Origin of the sequence: Bacillus cereus group sp. BfR-BA-01408, from assembly GCF_022663305.1 — a bacterium.
GTDB classification, from domain to species: domain Bacteria; phylum Bacillota; class Bacilli; order Bacillales; family Bacillaceae_G; genus Bacillus_A; species Bacillus_A pacificus.
Genome location: NZ_JAKUFF010000004.1, coordinates 120,868 through 143,331, shown reverse-complemented (window position 1 = coordinate 143,331; position 22,464 = coordinate 120,868). Strand labels below are relative to the sequence as shown.

The window sequence follows — 22,464 nt, the reverse complement described above, 5'->3', positions numbered from 1 at the left end:
TGGGTATACTACGATTCAAGTTATATTCAGTATGGTGTACAATAGAGTGGAAATAAAAGGTATCTCTTCAGAGGTACCTTTTATTAAAAATATACAACTTTTACAAGGTCTATATCGAAACCATAGTATACTATAATAGATATATTTATAAAAAATAATTGAAAATGAAATAAAGGAGAAAAAATATGGATTATGTGCTAATAGGTGTAATTTTATTATTATTAGCTGCAGTATTCGTGCTGTTTTATAAAAATAAACAGCTAGAATCAGAGAGCCAGCAAGCGGAATTTGAAAAGAAACAAGCAATTGAAACGTACGAAAATGAAATTGCAGCTACGGTTACAGAACATAAAGAGCAGCAAAATACATTAAAAAATATGGAACAGAAAAAATACAATGATTTACAAATAAGTGCAGCTAGAGAACTTGAAAATATGCGTATGATGAAAAATCAATTAGCTGTGCAACATAGTAAAGAACGCAGTGAAATGCAAGAAAAACATAGTAACGAAATACATATGTTTCAAAAGTTAATTGCAGATTTGCGAGAGTATACGAAAAATGGAGCCGAAGTGAGTACGCACGAAACATTACAATATATGAAGCGTGGCTTCGTAGAGCAAGGCATAATACTAGATAATGAATTTCATATAATGCCGAATGTTTTTATGAGGAATCAGCATGGAAGAAATGATTTTCGAATTCATCATCTTGTTTTAAGTAAAACGGGTATGTATGTACTTGAAACGAAAGAATGGACAGGGAAATTAATTCATGGCTTAACGAAAGAAAATGCTAGTACATATTCATTTATGATTGATGAAATTGGCAAGTATCAACAAGAGATAGAGAAAGAAGAGACGTTTGAATATATTACAGGTGAAGATTCATTAACGATACAAGTGAAAAATGAAGGGAACCCAGTATATAGAGCGAAGAAACTATCTCATATTCTATACAATTGTTTGAAAGAAATGCAAGTTGATATTGTAAAGGAAAACATAAATCCGATTGTATATTTTTATAATGAGAATGGGAAAGAAGTGCTAGATCTTTCTGAAGAAAAAACGCCGAGATTAAAAGATAGAGAGCAAATTGTATCGTTCTTCAGAAATGAATTCTTAACGGGGAAAGTAATATATACAGGTCAAGAGTTGGAAAAACTTCGAGAAACCATTAATCGAATGAATTATATAATGAATTAAAAAGAGGTGGGCTTTCTGAGTGTTATATTAAGGGGTATTTTGTATGTTTATATTTGTTTGTATATACTCATGTATCTTGCTTTTATGTTTATTATTGGTATGGCTCATACGTCATTAAGTGTAACGAGCATTTTTATAATAGCCATGCCATTTGTTTTATTAGTTATGATTCAAAAGTCGATCTTATATGTTGCTAAAAATCGTAATGAAGAAAAGAAGCAAATGTCGGGAGTGTTAATAGTAGCACTTATTCCGTTAGTAGTATGTACGGCACAATTAAGTATGCATACGTACACTTCCAAGTTTAACCAAGATCGGTGGTTACATGCTGAAGATAAACGGGTACATATGGTAGATGATCTATTGCAAAAATATAAATTAACAGGAAAATCAAATGAAGAAATTACACAATTATTAGGAACGCCTACTGAAACGAGAAATGGAGAAAACGGGGTTATCACTTCGTACTATCTTGGAACTGAACGTGGCTTTATTCCCATAGATAGTGAACATCTTGTTTTACAATTTGATAGAGATGGTAAAGTTGTGGAATATAAGGTGCATAACGATTGAAGAAACGTAGAGAGAAGCTATATATTATAGCTTCTTTTTATATTCCAATATAGTAAATGTAGGCAAATAGTAGTCATTCCTATCTATACGAATTGAAATGAGTCTGTTATATTGTAAATGGTTATGTTGCTTAATAGTTTAGTAGATAATCTATATTTTGGTTGAGGAGGGAAATTTTAACACGAATTTAATGATATGCGTGTTAAGTATTTATGATGAAAAAAGGATTTTATAATGTTTTAGCTGCATCAATTGTATTTAGTATGGTAACGATTCCAAATTATTCCTATGCTAATGAGCTTGGAAAAACTGTTACAGTTTCATCTGATGAACAAGCTTTAAAAAGTATTGAAAACCATATGAAAGATGAAGATGGTCGAGGGGAAGATAAAGGAGTAAGAAGTGAAGTGCAAGGTGAGTTTCTTGTACATATAGTGAAAGAAGTACCTTTATACGATTCTAGTAATTTTCAAAAAGAGACAGGGATTCGTATTTCGAATCAAGTCGTAAAAGCTGAGAAGAGAAAAGGAAACGCTTACTATGTTCAAACTTCATCGGGAACGGGGTGGATACAAAATAGTGATGGAAATGTAGAGGTTAAAGAAATTCACCCGTTATTAAGTGAAAAGTTAGTTATTAATGAAGAAAGCTCTACTTACTCTGAACCATTTACTTCATACAAAGAAGAAAATGTACTGGAGCCGCAAACTATTCAAGCAATTGGACAGGCGGGAGAATGGTTCCAAGTAAAAATAAATAATGAGATGAAATGGATTCATTCACCTTCAGCAAAATTTGAAGGAACAAAAGCTTCACTTATACAAGATGCAGCACCAACACGTACAAAACGTGCAGCAGCTATGTATGTTGCGCCAATAGAAGAGAAAACAACGGATATTTATGGTGTACCTTTAAAAGAAATGATTGTACCAAAAGGAAATGAAAATATTCGTCCAGGTTATGCGATGAACCCGAAGTATATTACGATTCATGAGACCGATAATTATAGTGTTGGGGCAAATGCTAGAAACCATGCGATATATTTATATAACCAAGCAACGGGAACGGAAGATCGTTCAGCGTCGTGGCACTTTACGGTAGACGATAAAGAGATTTATCAACACCTGCCATTAAACGAAAATGCTTGGCATGCAGGAGATGGGGCAGAAGGAACTGGGAATCGAGAATCAATTGCGATTGAAATTGCTGTAAACGAAGATGGTGATTATAATAAAGCTGTTGAAAATGCTCGTAAACTAGCAGCTTATTTAATGGGGGAATTAAATATTCCTTTAGAAAATGTGAAAAAACATCAATTTTGGAGTGGGAAGATTTGTCCAGCCATTATGATTAAAAATAATGGGTGGGAACCATTCTTACAAGGAACAAAAGTTTATTATGATGCGAACCATAAAGATGATATAACGGGTGGTTGGTATGAAGCAGACATTCGTGAATTAGATAAGCGCGGTATTATGGTTGGAGATGGAAAAGGTTCTTATTGGCCAGAGCGCCTTGTGACACGTGGTGAATTTGCAAATTTAATATCAAGATCATTGCAGCTACCTGAAGGATCATCGAATTTTAATGACTTAAATACAGCACATCCATCGCTAATAGATGGTATTAATCGTGCAGCAAGTGCTGGGATAATAAGTGGTAGAGGAAATGGTATATTTGCTCCAAACGATACGATTAAACGAGATGAAGCTGTTATCATGATTGACCGTGCACTGCAATATAAAAAAATTAAAGGTAACTTAGTCTCGTTACCATTCTCAGATCAAGATTTAGCATATGATAAACAAGCTGTACAACGTGTTTATGGATTAGGTATTGTAAAAGGAAATGAAAATAATGAATTTATGCCGAAAGGTTCTGCAACGCGTGGGGAATCGGCAGCATTTATTAATAGAATGTTAAAAGTAATAGAAAGTAAATAATGAAAAAGCATTCGCGATTGCGAGTGCTTTTTTATTTTTCAATACGTTATGGAAGGGAGAGAAGGGTTTTGAAGGGAATAAGGAATGAAAGCGGAGGTGATGCATATATATAGATGCGTTAAGTTGTTTTTGGCATATTGTATAAATGAAAAGGAGGTAAGACGGTGAAAGCTATACCGACTGATGTCCTGAGTAAAGAATTGATGGAAAGAGAAGGCGTTATATCTATTACAGTAAAGGAATTTGAAAAAATCGAAGTAGCTGGAGTAGTAGTCGCTGGCCCCGCGGTTATTTTGATTAATCAAGATTAAGTACATAGTATGGAAATAAAAAGTATCCTAGATGGATGCTTTTTATTTGTGTAGAAGAAAGAATATGGTGGATAATTGCCTTACTGGAGGGAGAGTATGTGGCAATTATTATAACGATGTTAGTAATGGGGATTTTATTAGGGTTTGTTGGAGCTGGGGGAGCCGGGTTTATTATCGCGATACTCACTTTAGTATTCCATATTCCTATTCACGTTGCACTTGCAACGTCTTTAACTGCTATGGCATTTACGACATTATCTGGGGTTATAAGTCATTATCGTGAAGGAAATGTAGTACTTACTATAGGCGGGATTGTTGGGGGATGTGGAGCGCTTGGTTCTTATATCGGTTCAAAAATTGGTTCACTTATACCAGGACATCTTCTTCATTGGTTTACAGCTGGGATGTTATTTTTATCTGCAATTTTTATGTTTATTAAATTAATTAAGTTTCAAAATAGGGAAGAGTTACTTTTAGCAGAGATTAAAGATTTTTCGAAAAAGAACATAATGAAATGTATATGTCTTGGATTAGTCACTGGAATGATGGCTGGTTCATTCGGGATAGGTTCTGCACCATTTATTCAACTTGGATTAATGTTTCTATTAGGATTAACGATCCAGCAATCTGTAGGAACAACAATGCTGGTTATATTGCCAATTGCGATTGGAGGTGGGCTAGGATATAGTTCAGAAGGCTACCTAGATCATATATTATTATTGCAAGTATTAATTGGGACGATGTTAGGAGCGTATATTGGGGCGAAGTTTACAAATTATGCACCAAGTATGCTTTTGAAGTTTTCAATGATTATGACACCAGTTCTAGCTGGATGCATGTTATTCATGGAATAAAAATAATATAGCAAACTAATATGTTTTACGAATGAATTATGTAAGTAATTCATATTTCCCATATAAAAGGATTTGCTTTAATATAATGAGTGTAAAGTTCGAGTATTCGAAGTACTACTTGAATTATATCCCTATCCCTTTTCTAAAAATGCGAACAAGTTTTGCCCTATTCTATTCAATATTTAATTGTATAGAAATATATTGTTCGATGACCATTATGGAACGTACATAATGGGAAAATCCCGATCCTTAAAGAGGATGCCCCTAATCTTCATGTGAAAATATGATCGGATATGAAAGCTGACCAATTTATGGTCAGCTTTCTTTTTGTTCAAAAACTATTTCTTCTTTAATTTCAGTTTGTAATAATAAAGCTTTTCCGAAACGACGTTTACATTCTGCACGCACTTTTTCAATAGCTAGTAGCTGAGTAGTAGCTGGAACTGTGACGATAGCCTGGCGAGGTTTTCGATTTTCTTCGCAAAAGACACATTCTACAACATATTTAGAAATCATGCTTTCATCCTTCCGTTTTTAATTTCTAAGAAGGAACTGCCTATGAAGTTGATGTAAATTTTCGTCATCGTTTTCCTTTTTTCCTCTTTTTTCAAGGAGAAAAGGAAAAAGGAACCGAATAGTAGTAGGGGAGGGATGTATATGGAAAGATGGATAGGCTGTGCAGCAGTATGTGTAAATGAAAGAAATGAAGTTTTAATGGTATTACAAGGACAAAAGGGTGAAGAAAAAAGGTGGTCCGTCCCAAGTGGAGGACTTGAAAAAGGAGAAACATTAGAGGAATGTTGTATCCGAGAGGTTTGGGAAGAAACAGGCTACAATGTGGAAGTTGTAAGTAAAATATACGAAAAAGAAGCGATTACATATGGGGTTCCTGTATACGTTCATTATTATATCGTAAAAAGAATAGGCGGTAGTATGAAAATCCAAAATCCTGATGAGTTAATACATGAAATTGCTTGGAAGGGGATAGATGAAATGAAGGAATTAACGCTATCTTTCCCGGAGGATTATGAGATTTTAAACAAATACATAAATAAAAAAGCGAGTGTGTAAACACTTGCTTTTTCAATGTATCCACGATAAGAAAAGCGGAACGATAACTAAACTAGCTCCTGCAGTTAAAAGCATAGATAAACTTGCGATCGTTCCCTCTACAGGACCGATTTCGAATGCTTTTGATGTGCCGGTTCCATTTGCGCTCGTTCCTAACATAATACCTTTTGCAATTGCTGTTTTAATACGGCATATACGAATGAGAGAAGGTCCGAGCAATGCTCCTGTTAACGCAGTTAAAACAACAAATACTGCTGTTAATTGTGACATACCACCAATCATTTCTGAAATGGCCATTGCAATTGGTGTCGTTACAATATGAGGTGCTAAACTATGTTCTAACGATGAATCAATTTGAAAATAATTTGCTAGTAGTGCTGAAGTAATAACTGATAGAAACGAACCGACAATGACATTAAGTAAAATAGCCATTCCATGTTTCTTGAGTAAATCAAAGTATTTATAGATTGGCCATGCAAAAGCAACTGTTGCAGGTTTTAATAATTCTGTTAACCATTGGCCTCCAGTTTCATACGTTTCATAAGATGTGTCTAGTCCGAGTAATAAAGCGATTAAAATAATAGGACAGACGAGAAGAGGAGAAAGTAAGCTCCAATTCCAGCGTTTATACATTTTCTTCGATATCCAATATGTGAATAGTGTTAATAGTAAACAAAGAAAACCGATCATTGCACGGATCCTTTCCGCTTTAGTAGCAATTCTGTTAAGAGTCCTGTAACGAGAGTGACACAAAGTGTACTAATCATAATAATTAAGATGAGATCGATTCCGTATTGTGATAGTGTATCTTTGTAGCGTATGACAGCGACTGCAGAAGGAATGAAAAATAAAATAAGTTCTTTTAATAAAAAGTCTGCACCGTCCTGTATCCACTCTTTTTTCACTAGGTTAAATTTTAATGAAATTAATAATAAAAAAATACCGATAATACTTCCTGGAACTGGGAGGTGTGCCTGTTTTGCAATCCATTCACCTGTCCAAGCGAAACAAAATAATAGTAAAATTTGTCCGCTTAATTTCCACCATTTCATACAGTAACCACCTCTTTCTTTTTTTACATAAAAATTGTAAAAAAGAATTAACAAATTCTACTATACGTTCATTCAAAAAATTTGTCTAATATATAAATTATATGTTATTAATATATTAGACGTATTAATTGAAATGGAAAAGGGTGTCCAAAATGGAATTACGGCATTTGCAATATTTTGTTGTAGTGGCAGAGGAGTTACACTTTGGACGGGCGGCTGCTCGTTTACAAATGACACAACCACCGCTTAGTCAACAAATTCAGCAATTAGAAAAAGAAATGGGAGTTATGTTATTTTCAAGAACGAAGAGAAAGGTTGAATTAACAGAAGCTGGAGAAATGTTTTTGAAAGAAGTAAAAAAAGCATTCGAACAAATTGAAAAAGCGGTAGAAATTGCACAAAGTGCCCAAAGGGGAGAAGTGGGCTCACTTTCAATTGGTTTTGTAGGTGCGGCGATATATGATATTTTACCATCTATCGTAAGGGAGTATAGAAAGAAATTTCCGAGGGTGTCTGTTGCATTACATGAATTATCTACTCCAGATCAAGTGTATGCACTTCATGATAATCGTATTGATATTGGATTTTTGCGTCCACCAATCCCAACACAATTATTAGAATTAGAGCCGATACAAAAACTATCGTGTACTTTATGTTTACCGAAGGCTCATCCACTTGCAGAGAAAGATGAAATACATATAGAAGATTTACGAGATGAACCGTTTGTATTTATTACGAGACCAGTATGGCCAGCGTTATACGATACAATTTTATCACTTTGCCGCGACGTCGGGTTTAGTCCGCGTATCGTACAAGAAGCGACGGAATATCAAACAGTTATGGGACTTGTAGCAGCAGGGATTGGAATTACAGTCATACCCGTATCGGCAAATAAATTATATAAAACAGAAGTTGTATATAAAGAACTATATGATTCTAATTTTGTTGCAGAAATGTCAGTAGCTTACAAAAAAATGAATAGCAATCCAGAGCTTTTAGAGTTTTTAAAAATTGCAAGAGAGAAGAAAAGAATAGAAGTTGAGGATGAGATTAATTAAGTTATTAAAAAGTACACCTCATTAAACACTAAAGCGGAAAGGCAATACTATTGCCTTTCCGCTTTAGTGTTCTTTTTTTTAGTTCTATACTAAAGAGATAAACATGTTCGTTTTTGTGTTCTAGGACTAAAGACTTAGAGGAAATTCCGATTGTAGTGCGATGTTTAAAATGTCATATTTTTATACACTAGTAGTATAGAATGCGTATGTAATAAGGTAGGGGAAGAATTTTATGTCTTTATGTCGGTTAGCGAGAAAAAATATAAGAACATTTGCTGCCAAAAGGATGAAGCAATTCATGTGGATTGCTATGAGTACTATGATTTTGTTTTTTATGATATCGCTACAATTTAATGAAGTAGTTGTTGGGGAATTAGGGACTATACTTTTATTTCAAATGTGTTTTTACACGTTGTTTATCGTAGTCATTTTCATATGTATGTTTATTACATATAAAATGACGTATTCTCTTCTGCAAGTGAGGAAAGAAGAAATTAAATCTTATGTAGCAGAGAATGGGAAGAGAAATGATGTACTATGTTTATTATGTCAGGAGCAATTATTTATTTATGGAGTAGCGTTTGTGTTTGGGTTAGTTAATGGGATGTTATTTTTAAAATTGTTTACGATTATCTGTATGAAAATAGCAGGAATACAAGGGATAGATAGTGCACCGATTACAATATATGCAATCGTAGTCGTTAGTATAATTATGATCGTTATCCTTCTATTATCGATGGTGCAATGTTTTCGATTTGTTCAAAGTTTACAAGATAAAAATTCGTTTCATTTCAAGGAAAAGGCATGAGGAATCATGCCTTTTTCTATTTTACACAGAAAAATAATCATGTTACAGTGTAAAGACCTGACAAAGAATGGGAAGGAAAGGTTGTATAGAATGACAAATGAACAATCAATTGTAAAGGTCGAGCGGTTAACGAAGCGAATCGGTTCAAAGACACTTGTAGAAAATATTAGTTTTGAAGTTAAAAAGGGTGAAGTAGTTGGTTTGCTCGGACCAAATGGCGCTGGAAAAACGACTTTAATGAGAATGATGGTCGGCATGATTCGTATGACAGAGGGCGAAGTCTGGATTGATGGTCAATCTGTAAAACAACAATTTGAAAGTACTGCTTCGAAAATTGGAGCAGTAATTGAGACACCGGAATTTTATCCTTTCTTGAGTGGCTATGAAAATTTAACATATTTCGGACGAATGAATGGGAACGTGACAGAAGAACGTATCGATGAAGTAGTGAAATTGTTAGGAATGGGACAAGTAATTGACCGCAAAGTAAAAGCATATTCACTCGGCATGAGACAACGTTTAGGAATTGCTCAAGCGCTTATTCATGATCCAGATGTATTAATATTAGACGAACCAACGAATGGATTAGATCCTAGTGGAATACATGAAATGAGAATGTACATAAAGAAAATTGCACATGAACAAGGAAAAGCTGTTCTTGTATCTAGTCACTTACTTTCAGAAGTTGAATTAATGTGTGATAGAGTTATCATTATTCAGCACGGAGAATATGTCGCGACGCAAAATATTCAGCATAATCAAAGTGAAGAGATGGAGACAATCCGTATACGCGTAGATGATGCGAATAAAGCGGCAGAAATGTTAGACCAAGATGTTTTAATAAAAGGTAATGATTTACTTATTCATGTAAAAGATGAAGAAATCCCAAATGTTATTCGTACATTGCTTGAGAAAAACATTCAAGTGTATCGTGTATATGAAGAAAGAAAAACGTTAGAAGAGCAATTTTTAGAATTAACAGGGGGAAAAGATATTGTTTAATTTAGTGTATAACGAATTGTATAAAATATTTAAGCGAAAGCGAACGATTATTCCATTTGCAGTTATTGCAGTATTAATAATCGGATTAGGATGGGTTACTGTAAAGTATTTGGAGCCGGAAACAAAAGGATGGAAAGCTGATTATACAGAACGAACTGTAGAAATTGAGAAAAAGCTAGGCATGGAAAAAGAAGCAATTTTAGCGGAACGATCTGGGGATGAGCTTGTAAAGGAATATCAGCTTAAGATGAAGCATTTAGATACAGATACAGCACCGGCAAGTAGTTCTCCACTTTCTTTCATGAGAGATACAGGCTTTATCGTATTTCCAATATTACTTCCGTTTATCCTCGTGTATGCAAGTACAATTTTTGCGAATGAATATAGCTGGGGAACATATAAATTTTTAACGATACGACCAGCGAGTCGCTTTAAAATTTTGACAGCTAAGTTTTTAGCAATTGTCATATTTGCAGCGTTATTGTTTATATTTAATATGATTTTTTCCATTTTATGTGGGCTTGTTATTTATAAATTCCAGCAGCCTGCATGGAGCGAATTTATTTTCCAAGATGGAAATATTATAAAACAAAATATTTTTGTAGAGGCTAGTAAGTATTATATTTTATCGTGGTTGCCAACGATTGTGTATGCAGCGTTTGCATTTATGATTTCTGTGCTAACAAGATCTAGCGGAGGCGCGATTGGTATTTCACTATTTCTCGCTTTATCAGGAAACATCGCATTACTAGCAGCAACTAGATATGATTGGGCGAAATATTTATTGCCAGCAAACACAGATTTATACAGTATTGCAAAGAATGGAAGCTTTATTGATGGAGTAACGTTCCCGTTTGCATCGTGTATGCTACTACTTTATTTATTCGTATTTTTAGGGGTTTCTTATACTGTATTTTTAAAACGAGATTTAACTTAAAAGAAAAGCCGTTAAGCACACTCTTAACGGCTTTTCTTTATGTTAATTGTTTAAGCGCTTTTTCGGCTAATAAAGCGAAAAATTTTGCGCTGATAGGCAATGCTTGTTCATCGATAGTGAACGAGGGATGGTGCCATTCATGTGTACCACTCGTTCCCATAAAGACGAATGATCCTGGTATGTGTTGTTGATAAAAAGAGAAATCTTCGCCAGCCATGGAAGGAGTAGGGGTAATCACGTCTAGTGACATTTCCTGTGCAGTTTGTGTACATAAATGAGTAAGAATTTCATCATTATGAACGGCAGGAGGACCTGAATGAAAATGGAATTCTGTTTTTACACCTAGTGCATCAGAAACGCCCTTAATGATACGTTCCATTAAGGCTGGAATTTTTTCGCGTGTTTCAGCTTGGAAAGTACGAACAGTACCTTCTAATATTGCTTTTTCAGGAATAACGTTCCACGTATTTCCTGAATGGATGTTTGTGACGCTAACAACTGCATTATGAGATGAACTTATATTTCGGCTTACAATAGTTTGTAGTGCCATCACAATTTGAGAGGATGCGACAATTGGATCTACCCCAGCATCTGGTACAGCTGCATGTGTACCAACTCCGTGAATTTCAATTTCAAATCGATCAACTCCGGCCATAAGTGGACCATCTTTAATACCGATTGTACCTACTGGTAAATCAGGTTTGTTATGCATACCGAAAATAGCTTGTACGCCATGTAAATGCCCAGCTTCAATAACTTTGCAAGCGCCATTACTACTCTCTTCAGCCGGCTGGAATATAAAGCGAACAGTTCCATTTAGGGAAGGTTCTCTTTCTTTTAATAAATAAGCGGCACCTATAATAGCAGCTGTATGAAAATCATGCCCACAAGCGTGCATTTTTCCATGGATTTTTGAAGCGTAGGATAAATTTGTTTCTTCCTGAATAGGAAGGGCATCAATATCAGCACGGATTGCTATAAGCGGTCCGTTACTATTCCCCGAAATTTCAGCAATAACGCCCGTTTCTAAATTAGAATTGATAATTGTAATGTTTTTTTCTTCTAACCAATTCTTTATAGCTTTCGTCGTTTCGAATTCTTCGTAGGATAATTCTGGATTCTCATGTAAATTTCTACGAATAGAAATAAGTTGATCAGTTAACTGTTCTAGATTTGATGCCACTTATAATGCCCTCTTTCTTAAATAAAGTATTTACTATAAGTATACAATAATAAAAGAGAGGATTCTCAAATGAAAATCCTCTCTCGTTTATGCTGCCAACTTTTTGTGTGTATGATGTTTACGATAACGTCCACGCATTGCATAGGCAATTTGCGGGATTGCAATCCCGATTAAAATAAGTGATACACCGAACCATTGTGAAGATAGTACAGCTTCTTTTAAAACGAATACAGACATAATTGTTGTAACTGGTAGTTCCGCAGCGCCAAGAATAGTCGCTAAGCCAGAACCAATCTTTGGAATACCAATTGTAAAGGCGATAGAAGGAATGACGATACTGAATGTTCCTAAACCTAAACCGTATTTCCAAAGTCCTTCAGAAATTGCACCGTTAAAAATAAATGTTGGAGGGAATACGATCATTACTAAAGTTAAAGCACCAGCCATTAAAAGAACACCGCGTGGTAATGAAGGTACTTCAACAGCAACTTTTCCGCTCACGAAAATGTATGTTGCAAATGTAACAGCAGATAATAGGCCTAATATAATTCCAGTCGTATCGAAATCACCTGCTGATTTTTCTAGTAAACCACTTGATAAAAATGTACCTGCAAGTAAGAAAATAACAGAAATAACTTTTTCTCGTGAAGGTAAAGTTTTTGTTGCGACTGCTTCAATAATAATTCCGACCCAAACGAATTGGAATAAAAGTATAATGGCGATAGATGCTGGTACAGTTTTTAATGAAGCATAATAAAAAATTCCAGTGAAACTTGCAGATGTACCTGCAACGAATAAAATTAAAGCTTGTTTTAATGGAACACGATGTCTAGAAAATAGAAGTGTAATAGCAAGCAAAATAATCCAACCGAACAAATATTGGCTGCCAATTACCTCTCCAAGTGAAAATCCTTCTGCATATGCAAGTTTAACGAAAATAGCTAAAATCCCATAACTACACGCTCCTAATAAAACTAAAAGAGAATAACGAAGCATGAAATAGTCCTCCTATCTATATGAAATTGTTCCGTAACGGACATATATAACTAGAGGGAAGTATACAAAATTAAAAATGAAGGGTCAAATAAAAGAAAAGTGTGACATTTTATAGAATAATAATAAAAGTATGATATTTATGCATAATCTTGAAATTAGTAATAATAGAAGTATTGTAAAATCAAGTTTGTATTGTATAAAGACAGCATTTGAAAAAAATATTTTTTAATCAATATGTATATAAACGTACGAATAACATGCTAATCATTTGAGAAACTATATTACCTTTGTTATGTTAATAACATTAGAGAGGTTTTGTAGTGTAATTGAGATTTTTCTATATAAATAGAAGGAAATGAAAACGTTTTTTTAGAAAAAGTGTGAAAGGATAGTTTTTCTTATTATCACGTTGGAAAAGTGATTTCACGAATTGTTCATAGTATTTTTATATGTTTTTGCTACAATATGTAAGGAGAGGAGTGGAATAATGCAAGATATTAGTATTTTTTTAGCGTTTGGTGCTGGGTTTTTATCATTTATTTCCCCATGTTGCTTACCGCTTTATCCGGCATTTTTATCGTACATAACAGGTATGTCGGTTTCTGAGTTGAAAGAAGAAAATGCAATGCTTCGCAAAAGAAGTATGATACATACAGCGTTTTTCTTACTTGGATTTTCAATTATATTTATTGCAATTGGATTTGGTACAAGCTTTATCGGGGGCATTTTTACGAATTATAAAGATTTAATTAGACAGTTAGGTGGTATATTTATCATCGTGTTCGGTTTAATTATTGTCGGTGTATTTAAGCCGAAGTTTTTAATGCAAGACCGTAAATTTACATTTAAGAATCGTCCGAGTGGTTATTTTGGATCTGTTCTAATTGGATTGGCATTTGCGGCAGGATGGACACCTTGTACAGGACCTATTTTAGTATCGGTTATTGGATTAGCAGCAACAAATCCAGAATCAGCAATGATTTATATGATCGCATACATACTTGGATTTGCTATCCCGTTCTTCGTACTATCATTCTTTATTACGAAAATGTCTTGGATTAAAAGAAACAGTATGAAGTTCATGAAAATCGGGGGATACATTATGATTATCATGGGTATCTTCTTATATTTTAACTGGATGACAAAAATTATCGTATATTTCTCAAGTTTATTTGGTGGTTTTACGGGTTTTTAGTATTATTCTGTGAAAATGTTGGAAATACTAACGGAAAAGCATATAATGAAAGTATATTTTGCATATAGCCACAAAAAAGGATGAGAAAATATGAACATAGTTGTTTTATCCAGTATCGTTGCTGTTTGTATGGCTGTTGGTGCGATGTTTATTCGTTTAAAAGCAGCTAAGAAACCTGCAACATTGAAAAAAATTATACTTCCACCATTTTTTATGAGTACGGGAGCGTTGATGTATGTTTTTCCTGAATTTCGATTAACTCCAGCAGAAATGTTAGAAGCAATTGGCGTCGGTTTGTTTTTCTCTATTTTTCTTATTAAAACATCTAAATTTGAGATTAGAGGACAAGAGATTTATTTGAAGCGTTCCAAAGCATTTGTTTTTATATTAATTGGATTACTTGTCGTGCGGATTGTATTTAAAACATACTTAAGCCAATCTCTTGATTTAGGACAACTTAGTGGTATGTTCTTCTTACTGGCATTTGCGATGATTGTGTCATGGAGAATTGCAATGTACCGTTCCTTTACGAAATTACAGAAGGAAATGGAAAAAGAAGATGGTTTTTATAATGAAAAAGATATGAAATTAACTTAAAAACTGTATATGTATAAAATAAAAAGACAGCGTCAAAGGCGCTGTCTTTTTATTTTATATTGCTAACATCTTCTATTCCAACCGCGCCGGATAAAACGTTCCCCATTAAAGAAACAATTTAAATTTGGTGAGACGAACGGACCGATAAACGGAATAATGTTTGGCTCTGAAGTTTCATCAACGGAAATCGGTGGTTTAGTAGGATCTGGTCTGAGTGTATAGCGAATGCGGGCGGTATTTCGAATGAGACCATTTCGTGGCTCTGCTGTTACTTGAACGATAAAACGAACAACAACGGATTCACTTGGATTAACAGTATTGATAAGAATACCGATAGTTGGGTTAGTTCCGGGACGTGCTACTCCATTTACAGTTACTGAATTTGGATAGAAAGTAACTTCAGGAGGAAGTGGGTCGGTAATGAGTACGTTATTTACTGGGATGGTGCCATTGTTAGTAAAGGTAAGTGTATATGTGATGAAATCACCGAGATGGGCGCTATTTACATTTGCGGTCTTAATAAATGTGTTTGGCTCATTAGGGTTTACTTCTATCGTAATTGGTGGTGTTGTAGTCGTTGTTGTGATAGGTGGTCTAGTCGGGTCGGGTTGAGAAGTATACGTAATGGATGCGATATTTGTAATCATTCTATTAGCTGGAAGTGTAATAACCTGTACTTGGAATGAAATAGTTACGGATGCTGTTGGATTAAGAGTTCCGACTGGAATGCCTGTGGATGGATTTGCGTTTGGAACGGGAATGTTATTAATTGTGACACTATTTGGAACGAATGATGTGCCGACAGGAAGTGAGTCTGTAACAGAAATGTCAGTGACAGGAATCGTACCTTCATTTTGGAATGTGATAGTAAATGTAATCGTATCACCTACTGAAACGATGGATTTATCAGCGGTTTTTATCGGATTAATAGTCCCAACGTTTACAGGAGTAATTGTAGTAGGTGTAGGCGTAGTAACGGATACAGGTGGTTTAGTAGGATCGGGTTGGTACTGGAAGGAAACGTTACCTTGGTTTTGAATTTCTCCGCTTGGTGGAATTGAAGTAACTAGGACACGGAAAGAAATCGTTGCGGATTCAGAAGGAGCAAGTGTTGAAATTGGGATGCCTGCTGATGGATTTGCAGTTGGTTGCGGCACGTTGTTAATTGTTACACTATTTTGGATGAACGAAGTACCGATAGGAATTGTATCAGTTACAAGTATATGATTAGCAGGAATGGTACCTGTATTTTGGAGAGAAATCGTATACGTAATGATATCACCTAAAGTAACTGTTTCCGGCGTGGCTGTTTTTTTCGGATTTAATATAGCTGTATTTACATTCGTTGTGTTAATTGGAGTAGGGTCTGTAATTGTAATAGGAGGTTCACCAGGACCTGGTTCATATGTGAAAGTAACAGTTGCTTGATTTCGAATAATACCACCAGGTGGTACACTTGTGACTCTTGCTTGGAATTGAACAGTAATTGTATCGTTTGGATTGACTGTTCCAACAGGTATACCTACAACAGGATTTGCTCCAAGATCTGGAATGCCATTTATTACAACAGTACCTGGAAGAAACGTTAACCCATTTGCTAACGGATCAGTAATGATAACGGAAGTTGCAGGGACTGATCCGCGATTTTGGAAGGTTACAGTATACGTTATGATTTCATTTATATCTACAATTTGTTTGTCTGCTAGTTTATTTGGGTTAGGTGTAGGTGTAATAACGGCTACTTCAACAGTTGGAGTAGGATCTGTAATAGTAATAGGGGGTTCGCTAGGGTTTGGCTGGAATGTGTAAGTGACAGTTGCAGTGTTTTTAATAATACCGTCTGGTGGGAGTTCAGTTACAGTAACTTGATAAGTTAATGTAACAATTTGTCCTGGAGTTACAGTCCCAACGTTTACACCATTATTTGGATTTGTTCCAGGTTGCGTGACGCCATTAATCGTAACGCTGTTCGGAATGAAAGTAGTACCAGATGGAGTAGGGTCTGTAATAATAACATCTGTCGCATTAATATTCCCGACATTTTGGAACGTAATTGTATATGTGACAGTATCACCGAGATTAATAACTTGAGGGTTAGCTTGTTTGTTAGGATTAATAGTAACTTCACTTACTTGCGTCTTTGTAGTAGGTGTAGGTGTAGTAACAGATACAGGTGGTCTAGTAGGGTCTGGCTGATATTGGAATGAAACGATCCCTTCATTTTCAATAAAACCTGTCGGTGGTATCGAAGTTACTTGAACTTGGAAAGTTACGACGGCTGAAGTGTTAGGTTCTAATGTACCGATAAGAATTCCGGAACTAGGAACGATACCTGGTTGTGGAATGCCGTTTATCGTAACGCTATTCGGAATGAAAGTAGTACCAGCTGGAATAGGATCGGTTACAAGTACATTTGTTGCAGGGACAGTTCCTGTATTTTGTAAGGAGATTGTATAGGTGATTGTGTCACCTAATAAAGCAAATGCTTTATCAGCGGATTTTGTAGGGTTCGTTGTTGCGGTATTGACATTTGTAGTAGTAGGTGGAGTCGGTGTAGTTACTGTTACTGGGGGTTCTCCAGGATTAGGCTGGAATGTGTAGGTGATAGTAGCTTCATTTATAAGAATTCCGTTTGGGGGTATTGAAACAACACGAACTTGGAAAGTTACAATGATCGATTCACTAGGGTTTAATGTGCCAAGAGGTATGCCAAGAGCTGGATCTACATTACTAGTTGGAGTGCCGTTAATTGTAACGCTATTTGGAATGAAAGTAGCTCCTGTTGGGATTGGGTCTGTAAAGACGATGTCTGTCAGTTGTACTGTTTGTAAATTTTGGAATGTAACAGTGTACGTAATAATATCACCTATATCAACATTGTTACGATCAGCTGTTTTTGCTGGATTAATAATGGTGTTAATGATTTCAGTATTAACTGGTGGTGTTTCTTCTGTTTCTGTAATAGGAGGTTCATTTGGATTAGGCTGAGAGGTAAAGTTGACTGAACCAACATTTGTAACAACCCCGTTAGGAGGTATATTCGTAATCGTTACTTGGAACGTAATGGTTATTATTTGATTTGGTTGTATTGTACCAATGAGTATCCCAATGCTTGGATCAACACCTGGTTGTGAAAGGCCATTTACTGTAACAGAATCTACAATAAATTGTGTGCCTACTGGTGGTTGATCAATGACAGATACATTTGTCATAGGAATATTTCCAGTGTTTTCAAGGGTGATTGTATAAGTGAGTGCATCGCCAATGTTAGCGATTGGCAAATCTACTGTTTTTGTTGACTCTAATTCTGCATTTTGTACAATTGTTTCTGCGATTGGAGTCGGTGTGGTTGTTGTAATAGGCGGGAGTGTCGGATCTGGTTGAGATGTGTAAGTGACATTTGCTTCATTTGAGATAATGCCATTTGGTGGTAAAGTTGTTATTTGTACTTCTAAAGTAACAGTCACTATTTGTCTAGGGTTTAATGTGCCAACTGGGATTCCTGTTTCAGGGGTCAAATTAGGTTGTGGAATGCCATTAATCGTAATGCTACCAAGGATAAATGTAGTTCCAGTAGGGACAGAATCTGTAATAATGACATCAGTTGCAGGTATATTACCGGTATTTTGAAGGGTAATTGTATAAGTGAGCGTATCACCAATACTTGCAAACTCACGATCCACTGTTTTTTGCGGGTTCGGGTTAGCGGTACGAACAGGTAAAGTTACGGTAGGAGTCGTTTCTGTTGTTGTAATAGGAGGTTCGCTTGGATTAGGCTGAGAAGTGTAGGTAACACTTGCTGTATTTTCTATTTTTCCATTAGGAGGAATAGCGTTTATTTGAATCTGAAATGTAACAGTAACTGTCTCGCCGGGATTAACTGTTCCAACAGGAATTCCTGTGACTGGACTTACGCCGGGTTGAGCGACATTGTTTACAGTAACACTATTCGTAATAAAAGTTGTACCCGGTGGCAAAGAATCTGTAATTGTTACACCAGTAGCAGGTATAGTTCCTTGGTTTGTAAATGTGACAGTATAAGTTACAATATCGTCAATTTCTGCAAACGTAAGGTTTGCTGTTTTTGTTGGACTTATGACTACAGTTTGGATAGGAGTCGTTGTTTCAGGAGTTGTTTCTGTTTTTGTGACTGGAGGTAAATTTGGATCCGGTTGATAATTAAATGTTGCACTACCTTGATTTCGGATTTCGCCGCTAGCAGGGATGTTTATTACTCGTACTTGGAAAGTAATCGTTGCGCGTTCGGATGGCACTAAAGTTCCAAGTGAAATTCCTGATGATGGATTTGTTCCTGCTTGAGGAATCCCATTAATCGTAACACTATCTGGAATAAATACAGTACCGGCAGGGATAGAATCTATTACTGTTATATTCGTAGCAGGAACAGTACCGGTGTTTTGAAATGAGAGAGTATAGGTAATGACATCATTTAATGCAACGAAGGAGCGATCTGCTGTTTTTTGTGGATTTAGTGTAGCGGTATTAACTGCTGTTTCTGTTTCAGGAGTTGTAATAGTTGTCGTAACGGGAGGTTCATTTGGATTTGGCTCGTATGTGAATGTAATATTTGCTTGATTTCTAATAACTCCTCCGGGCGGGATACTATTTACTACACCTTGGAACGTAACTGTAATACTTTGACCGGGATTTACAGTGCCGACGGGTATACCAATTTCAGGGTTTTCTCCAAGTTGTGATGTGCCATTTACGACAACGCTACCTGGAACGAAAGAAACACCAGATGGAAGTGCATCTTTTATAATAACATTTGTAGAGGGGACGGTCCCTCTATTTTGGAATGTTACAGTAAAAGTAATCGTATCCCCTATATCAGCAACTTGTCGATCAGCAGATTTTGTAGTCGTTGGATTAGGATTATTAATTGGAATGTTTACACTTGGAGTGGTAGTAGTTGTTGTAACAGGAGGCTCACTTGGGTTCGGTTGATATTGGTAAGTGAAGGATGCTTGGTTTCTAATTATTCCATCAGGTGGTAAGTTTGTAACGACAACTTGATACGTGATTGTTTTCGTTTCTCCGACAGAAATGGTACCAAGTGGTATACCAAGTGATGGGGCTGCTCCTGGCGTTGTAATGCCATCGATTGTAACACTATTTGGAACGAAAATAGTCCCGTTAGGTGTAGGGTCTGTAACGACTACATTTGTAGCCGGAACGGTCCCGTTATTTGTAAATGTGACCGTGTAGGTAATCGTATCTCCTAAATCAGCAACTTGTTTGTCGGCAGATTTTGTAGGCGCTGTAATAACGGTCCCAACTTGAGTTTCAGTTTTAGGAGTTGGGGTAGTTGTTGTAACAGGAGGCTCATTTGGATTAACAATATAATTAAATGATACACTGCCTTGGTTTTCTATAATTCCATTTGGCGGGACACTTGTAACTTGAACTTGGAATGTAATTGTTTTTGCTTGATTTGGATTTAAAGTACCGATTGATATACCGTTTTCAGGATTACTGTTAGGTTGTGAGACACCATCAATCGTGACGCTATTTGGAATAAATGTTGTACCGTTTGGAATTGGATCTGTTAGTACAATATTTGTTGAGGGAACAGTGCCGTTATTTTGTAAACTAATTGTATACGTAATAACATCACCAATATCAACGAAAGTACGATTAGCAGATTTTGTAGGGTTAACTGTAGCGGTATTAACAGAGACTGTAGTAGGTGCTGTCGGTTCGGTTGTGGTAACCGGCGGTCTTGTTGGATCTGGCTGGTACGTATATGTCGTTGAAGCTTCGTTTGTAATAACACCGCCAGCTGGAATTTGTGTAACAAGAACTTGGAAAGATAGTGTTTTGGTTTCACCGGGATTAATTGTTCCAACCGGGATTCCTAGTGCGGGATTTGAATTTGGAACCGGTACATTATTTAAGATTACGCTATTCGGAATGAATGTTGTACCAGTAGGAATGGTATCAGTAAAAACTACATTTGTAGCAGGGATCGTACCATCATTAGTGAAAGTAATCGTATACGTAATAACATCACCAATATCAACAGTAGTTTTATCCGCCGTTTTAACAGGGTTTGTAATAGCGGTGTTAACAGGAGTAGTAGTAGGTGGTGTAGGGTTTGTTGTTGTAATAGCTGGTTTTGTAGGATCTGGTTGATACGTAAATGTTGTGGTTCCGATATTTCGGATTAGGCCATTCTCTGGGAGAGAGGTAACTTGAACTTGGAAAGTGACAGTGACAGTATTACCAGCTGCGATTGTACCAATTTGTATACCACCAGAAGGATTTACGCCAGGTTGTGAAGTACCGTTAATTGTGACGCTATTCGGAATAAATGTAGTGCTACTTGGAATTGGATCAGTTACAATAACGTTCGTTGCAGCGATGTTTCCTGTATTTGGTACAGTAATCGTATACGTAATAATATCACCGATATCAGCAATTTGTGGACTAGCGGTTTTTGTTGGATTTACAATTGCAGTTCGTACAGAAGTAGTTGTTGGAGGTGGTGTTATCGTAGTGGTTGTTGGGGGTTCAGCCGGATTCGGTTGCGACGTAAATGTTACATTTGCTTCGTTAGTAATCGTTCCGTTAGCTGGAAGGGAAGTGACTTGGACTTGAAATGTGACAGTTGTAGTTTGACCAGCAGGAATTGTACCTAGCGGAATATTTGTTGGAGTTACGCCAGATTGTGCCGTTCCATTAACTGTAACACTGTTGGGAATAAAAGTAGTGCCAGTAGGGATAGGGTCTGTGATAGAAACGTTTGTCGCTGAAATATTACCGTTATTTGGAATGGTAATCGTATACGTAATGATGTCACCAATATTTACAATTTGTTGGTTTGCACTTTTAGTTGGATTAATGATAGTAGCATTAATTTGTGTTTCAACTATATTACTTGTAGAGTTTCTGTTAATTGGTGGTTGGTTTGGTGGATTATATTGAAAACTTGAAGTTGCACTATTTGGAATAGGGTTAGGTGTAGGGAGAGTATTAACTCGAACTTGAAACGTAATTGTAGCATTCCCGTTTGCAGCAATCGTTCCTACATTTATTCCAGTAGCAGGATTATCTGTAGTAGAAGTACCATTAACTGTAACGCTACCCGGTACGAACGATGTGCCGGCAGGAGGTGTGTCTGTAATGATAACATTATTAGCAGCTAATGGGGCTTGATTTGTGGCCGTAATTGTATACGTAATCGTATCACCGATAGTAGCAATTGTTTTATCTACTGCTTTTGTTAATGCGACATTAGCTGTGAAAATATCTGTATTAACTATATTGCTTGTTGTTGTACGTGTGATAGTGGGTGCGTTAGGTGCAGGTTGAAATTCGTATCCAAATGATGCTACGTTACTGGCGACAGGTGGGGTAGGAATACTTGTTACATCTACTTGGAAAGTAATTGTAACAGAGCCACCAGCCGGAATATTATTAATAGGAATTCCAGTTGAAGGATTGCCGGCTGTTGGAGTACCATTAACAGTTACACTGTTTGGAACGAAAGTGGTGCCAGCAGGTATAGGGTCTGTAAATGTAACGTTTTGTGCAGGTAGTGTTCCGGTATTTTGGACAACGATTGTATAGGTTAAACGACTTCCTATTGTTGCTATTGCCATTAGATTCGTCCTTTCTAAATGAATTTAAATCCGATCAATAGTTAGACATTTACA

At 36.1% G+C, this 22,464-nt stretch carries 18 protein-coding genes and 1 pseudogene; 13 read left to right on the top strand and 6 right to left on the bottom strand.

Annotation, left to right across the window (positions count from 1 at the left end):
• The first annotated feature begins 185 nt into the window (after nt 1-185).
• The 5 genes from MR083_RS04295 (at nt 186) to MR083_RS04275 (ending at nt 4,886) form a co-directional block, all read left to right on the top strand.
• Complete coding sequence (locus tag MR083_RS04295) at nt 186-1,205, top strand: nuclease-related domain-containing protein (RefSeq protein WP_000386802.1); 1,020 nt, start codon at nt 186-188, stop codon at nt 1,203-1,205.
• Nucleotides 1,206-1,211: 6 nt separating this feature from the next.
• Nucleotides 1,212-1,778, top strand: a complete 567-nt coding sequence (locus MR083_RS04290; RefSeq protein ID WP_242268612.1) for a hypothetical protein — start codon at nt 1,212-1,214, stop codon at nt 1,776-1,778.
• 215 nt (nt 1,779-1,993) lie between these two features.
• The gene (locus tag MR083_RS04285; protein ID WP_242268614.1) at nt 1,994-3,721 is read left to right on the top strand and encodes an S-layer homology domain-containing protein; all 1,728 of its coding nucleotides are present in this window, start codon (nt 1,994-1,996) and stop codon (nt 3,719-3,721) included.
• A 164-nt stretch (nt 3,722-3,885) separates the two neighbouring features.
• The gene (locus MR083_RS04280) at nt 3,886-4,032 is read left to right on the top strand and encodes a BC1881 family protein (RefSeq protein ID WP_000644411.1); all 147 of its coding nucleotides are present in this window, start codon (nt 3,886-3,888) and stop codon (nt 4,030-4,032) included.
• A gap of 98 nt (nt 4,033-4,130) precedes the next feature.
• Nucleotides 4,131-4,886, top strand: coding sequence for a sulfite exporter TauE/SafE family protein (locus MR083_RS04275; RefSeq protein WP_242268611.1), 756 nt, complete (start codon nt 4,131-4,133; stop codon nt 4,884-4,886).
• 315 nt (nt 4,887-5,201) lie between these two features.
• Here the strand turns inward: MR083_RS04275 and MR083_RS04270 are convergent, their stop codons facing one another.
• Nucleotides 5,202-5,402 carry a DUF3903 domain-containing protein gene (locus MR083_RS04270; RefSeq protein WP_000624205.1) on the bottom strand — a complete coding sequence of 67 codons (201 nt, stop codon included), beginning with the start codon at nt 5,400-5,402 and terminating at the stop codon, nt 5,202-5,204.
• A gap of 141 nt (nt 5,403-5,543) precedes the next feature.
• Between MR083_RS04270 and MR083_RS04265 the strand changes: the two genes are divergently transcribed.
• A complete protein-coding gene (locus tag MR083_RS04265) occupies nt 5,544-5,957 on the top strand; it encodes an NUDIX hydrolase (RefSeq protein WP_000442966.1) in 414 nt (137 codons plus the stop codon).
• Between the two features lie 12 nt (nt 5,958-5,969).
• On the opposite strand, the gene MR083_RS04260 is transcribed toward MR083_RS04265, so the two are convergent.
• The gene (locus MR083_RS04260; protein ID WP_000578951.1) at nt 5,970-6,647 is read right to left on the bottom strand and encodes an LrgB family protein; all 678 of its coding nucleotides are present in this window, start codon (nt 6,645-6,647) and stop codon (nt 5,970-5,972) included.
• Entirely contained in the window at nt 6,644-7,009 is a 366-nt protein-coding gene (locus MR083_RS04255) for a CidA/LrgA family holin-like protein (protein WP_000872364.1), read from the bottom strand. The genes MR083_RS04260 and MR083_RS04255 overlap by 4 nt, the downstream gene beginning before the upstream one ends.
• Before the next feature lie 152 nt (nt 7,010-7,161).
• Here MR083_RS04255 and alsR point away from each other — a divergent pair, with 152 nt between their 5' ends.
• From alsR to MR083_RS04235, 4 genes are all read left to right on the top strand, one after another.
• Nucleotides 7,162-8,067: an acetoin biosynthesis transcriptional regulator AlsR gene (alsR, locus tag MR083_RS04250; RefSeq protein WP_000423229.1), complete on the top strand. Its 906-nt coding sequence runs from the start codon at nt 7,162-7,164 to the stop codon at nt 8,065-8,067.
• Between the two features lie 232 nt (nt 8,068-8,299).
• Nucleotides 8,300-8,875 (top strand): FtsX-like permease family protein, encoded by a 576-nt coding sequence (locus MR083_RS04245; RefSeq protein WP_000050606.1) that lies wholly within the window; start codon nt 8,300-8,302, stop codon nt 8,873-8,875.
• 90 nt (nt 8,876-8,965) lie between these two features.
• Entirely contained in the window at nt 8,966-9,877 is a 912-nt protein-coding gene (locus MR083_RS04240) for an ABC transporter ATP-binding protein (RefSeq protein ID WP_000180642.1), read from the top strand.
• A complete protein-coding gene (locus MR083_RS04235) occupies nt 9,870-10,814 on the top strand; it encodes an ABC transporter permease (protein WP_000482765.1) in 945 nt (314 codons plus the stop codon). Before MR083_RS04240 ends, MR083_RS04235 begins: the two co-directional genes overlap by 8 nt.
• 37 nt (nt 10,815-10,851) lie before the next feature.
• On the opposite strand, the gene MR083_RS04230 is transcribed toward MR083_RS04235, so the two are convergent.
• Together MR083_RS04230 and MR083_RS04225 are read right to left on the bottom strand one after the other, a co-directional pair.
• Nucleotides 10,852-11,997: a M20 peptidase aminoacylase family protein gene (locus MR083_RS04230; RefSeq protein ID WP_242268610.1), complete on the bottom strand. Its 1,146-nt coding sequence runs from the start codon at nt 11,995-11,997 to the stop codon at nt 10,852-10,854.
• An 87-nt stretch (nt 11,998-12,084) separates the two neighbouring features.
• Nucleotides 12,085-12,993, bottom strand: a complete 909-nt coding sequence (locus MR083_RS04225; RefSeq protein ID WP_000947030.1) for an EamA family transporter — start codon at nt 12,991-12,993, stop codon at nt 12,085-12,087.
• Between the two features lie 326 nt (nt 12,994-13,319).
• Between MR083_RS04225 and MR083_RS27990 the strand changes: the two are divergent.
• The 3 genes and pseudogenes from MR083_RS27990 (at nt 13,320) to MR083_RS04215 (ending at nt 14,785) form a co-directional block, all read left to right on the top strand.
• Nucleotides 13,320-13,464, top strand: a pseudogene (locus MR083_RS27990) (peptidase T).
• Between the two features lie 16 nt (nt 13,465-13,480).
• Entirely contained in the window at nt 13,481-14,188 is a 708-nt protein-coding gene (gene ccdA, locus MR083_RS04220) for a cytochrome c-type biogenesis protein CcdA (RefSeq protein ID WP_001152681.1), read from the top strand.
• Nucleotides 14,189-14,278: 90 nt separating this feature from the next.
• Nucleotides 14,279-14,785, top strand: coding sequence for a CcdC family protein (locus MR083_RS04215; protein ID WP_001028639.1), 507 nt, complete (start codon nt 14,279-14,281; stop codon nt 14,783-14,785).
• Between the two features lie 62 nt (nt 14,786-14,847).
• Here the strand turns inward: MR083_RS04215 and MR083_RS04210 are convergent, their stop codons facing one another.
• Nucleotides 14,848-22,410, bottom strand: coding sequence for a DUF7507 domain-containing protein (locus MR083_RS04210; protein WP_242268608.1), 7,563 nt, complete (start codon nt 22,408-22,410; stop codon nt 14,848-14,850).
• Nucleotides 22,411-22,464 lie beyond the last annotated feature (54 nt).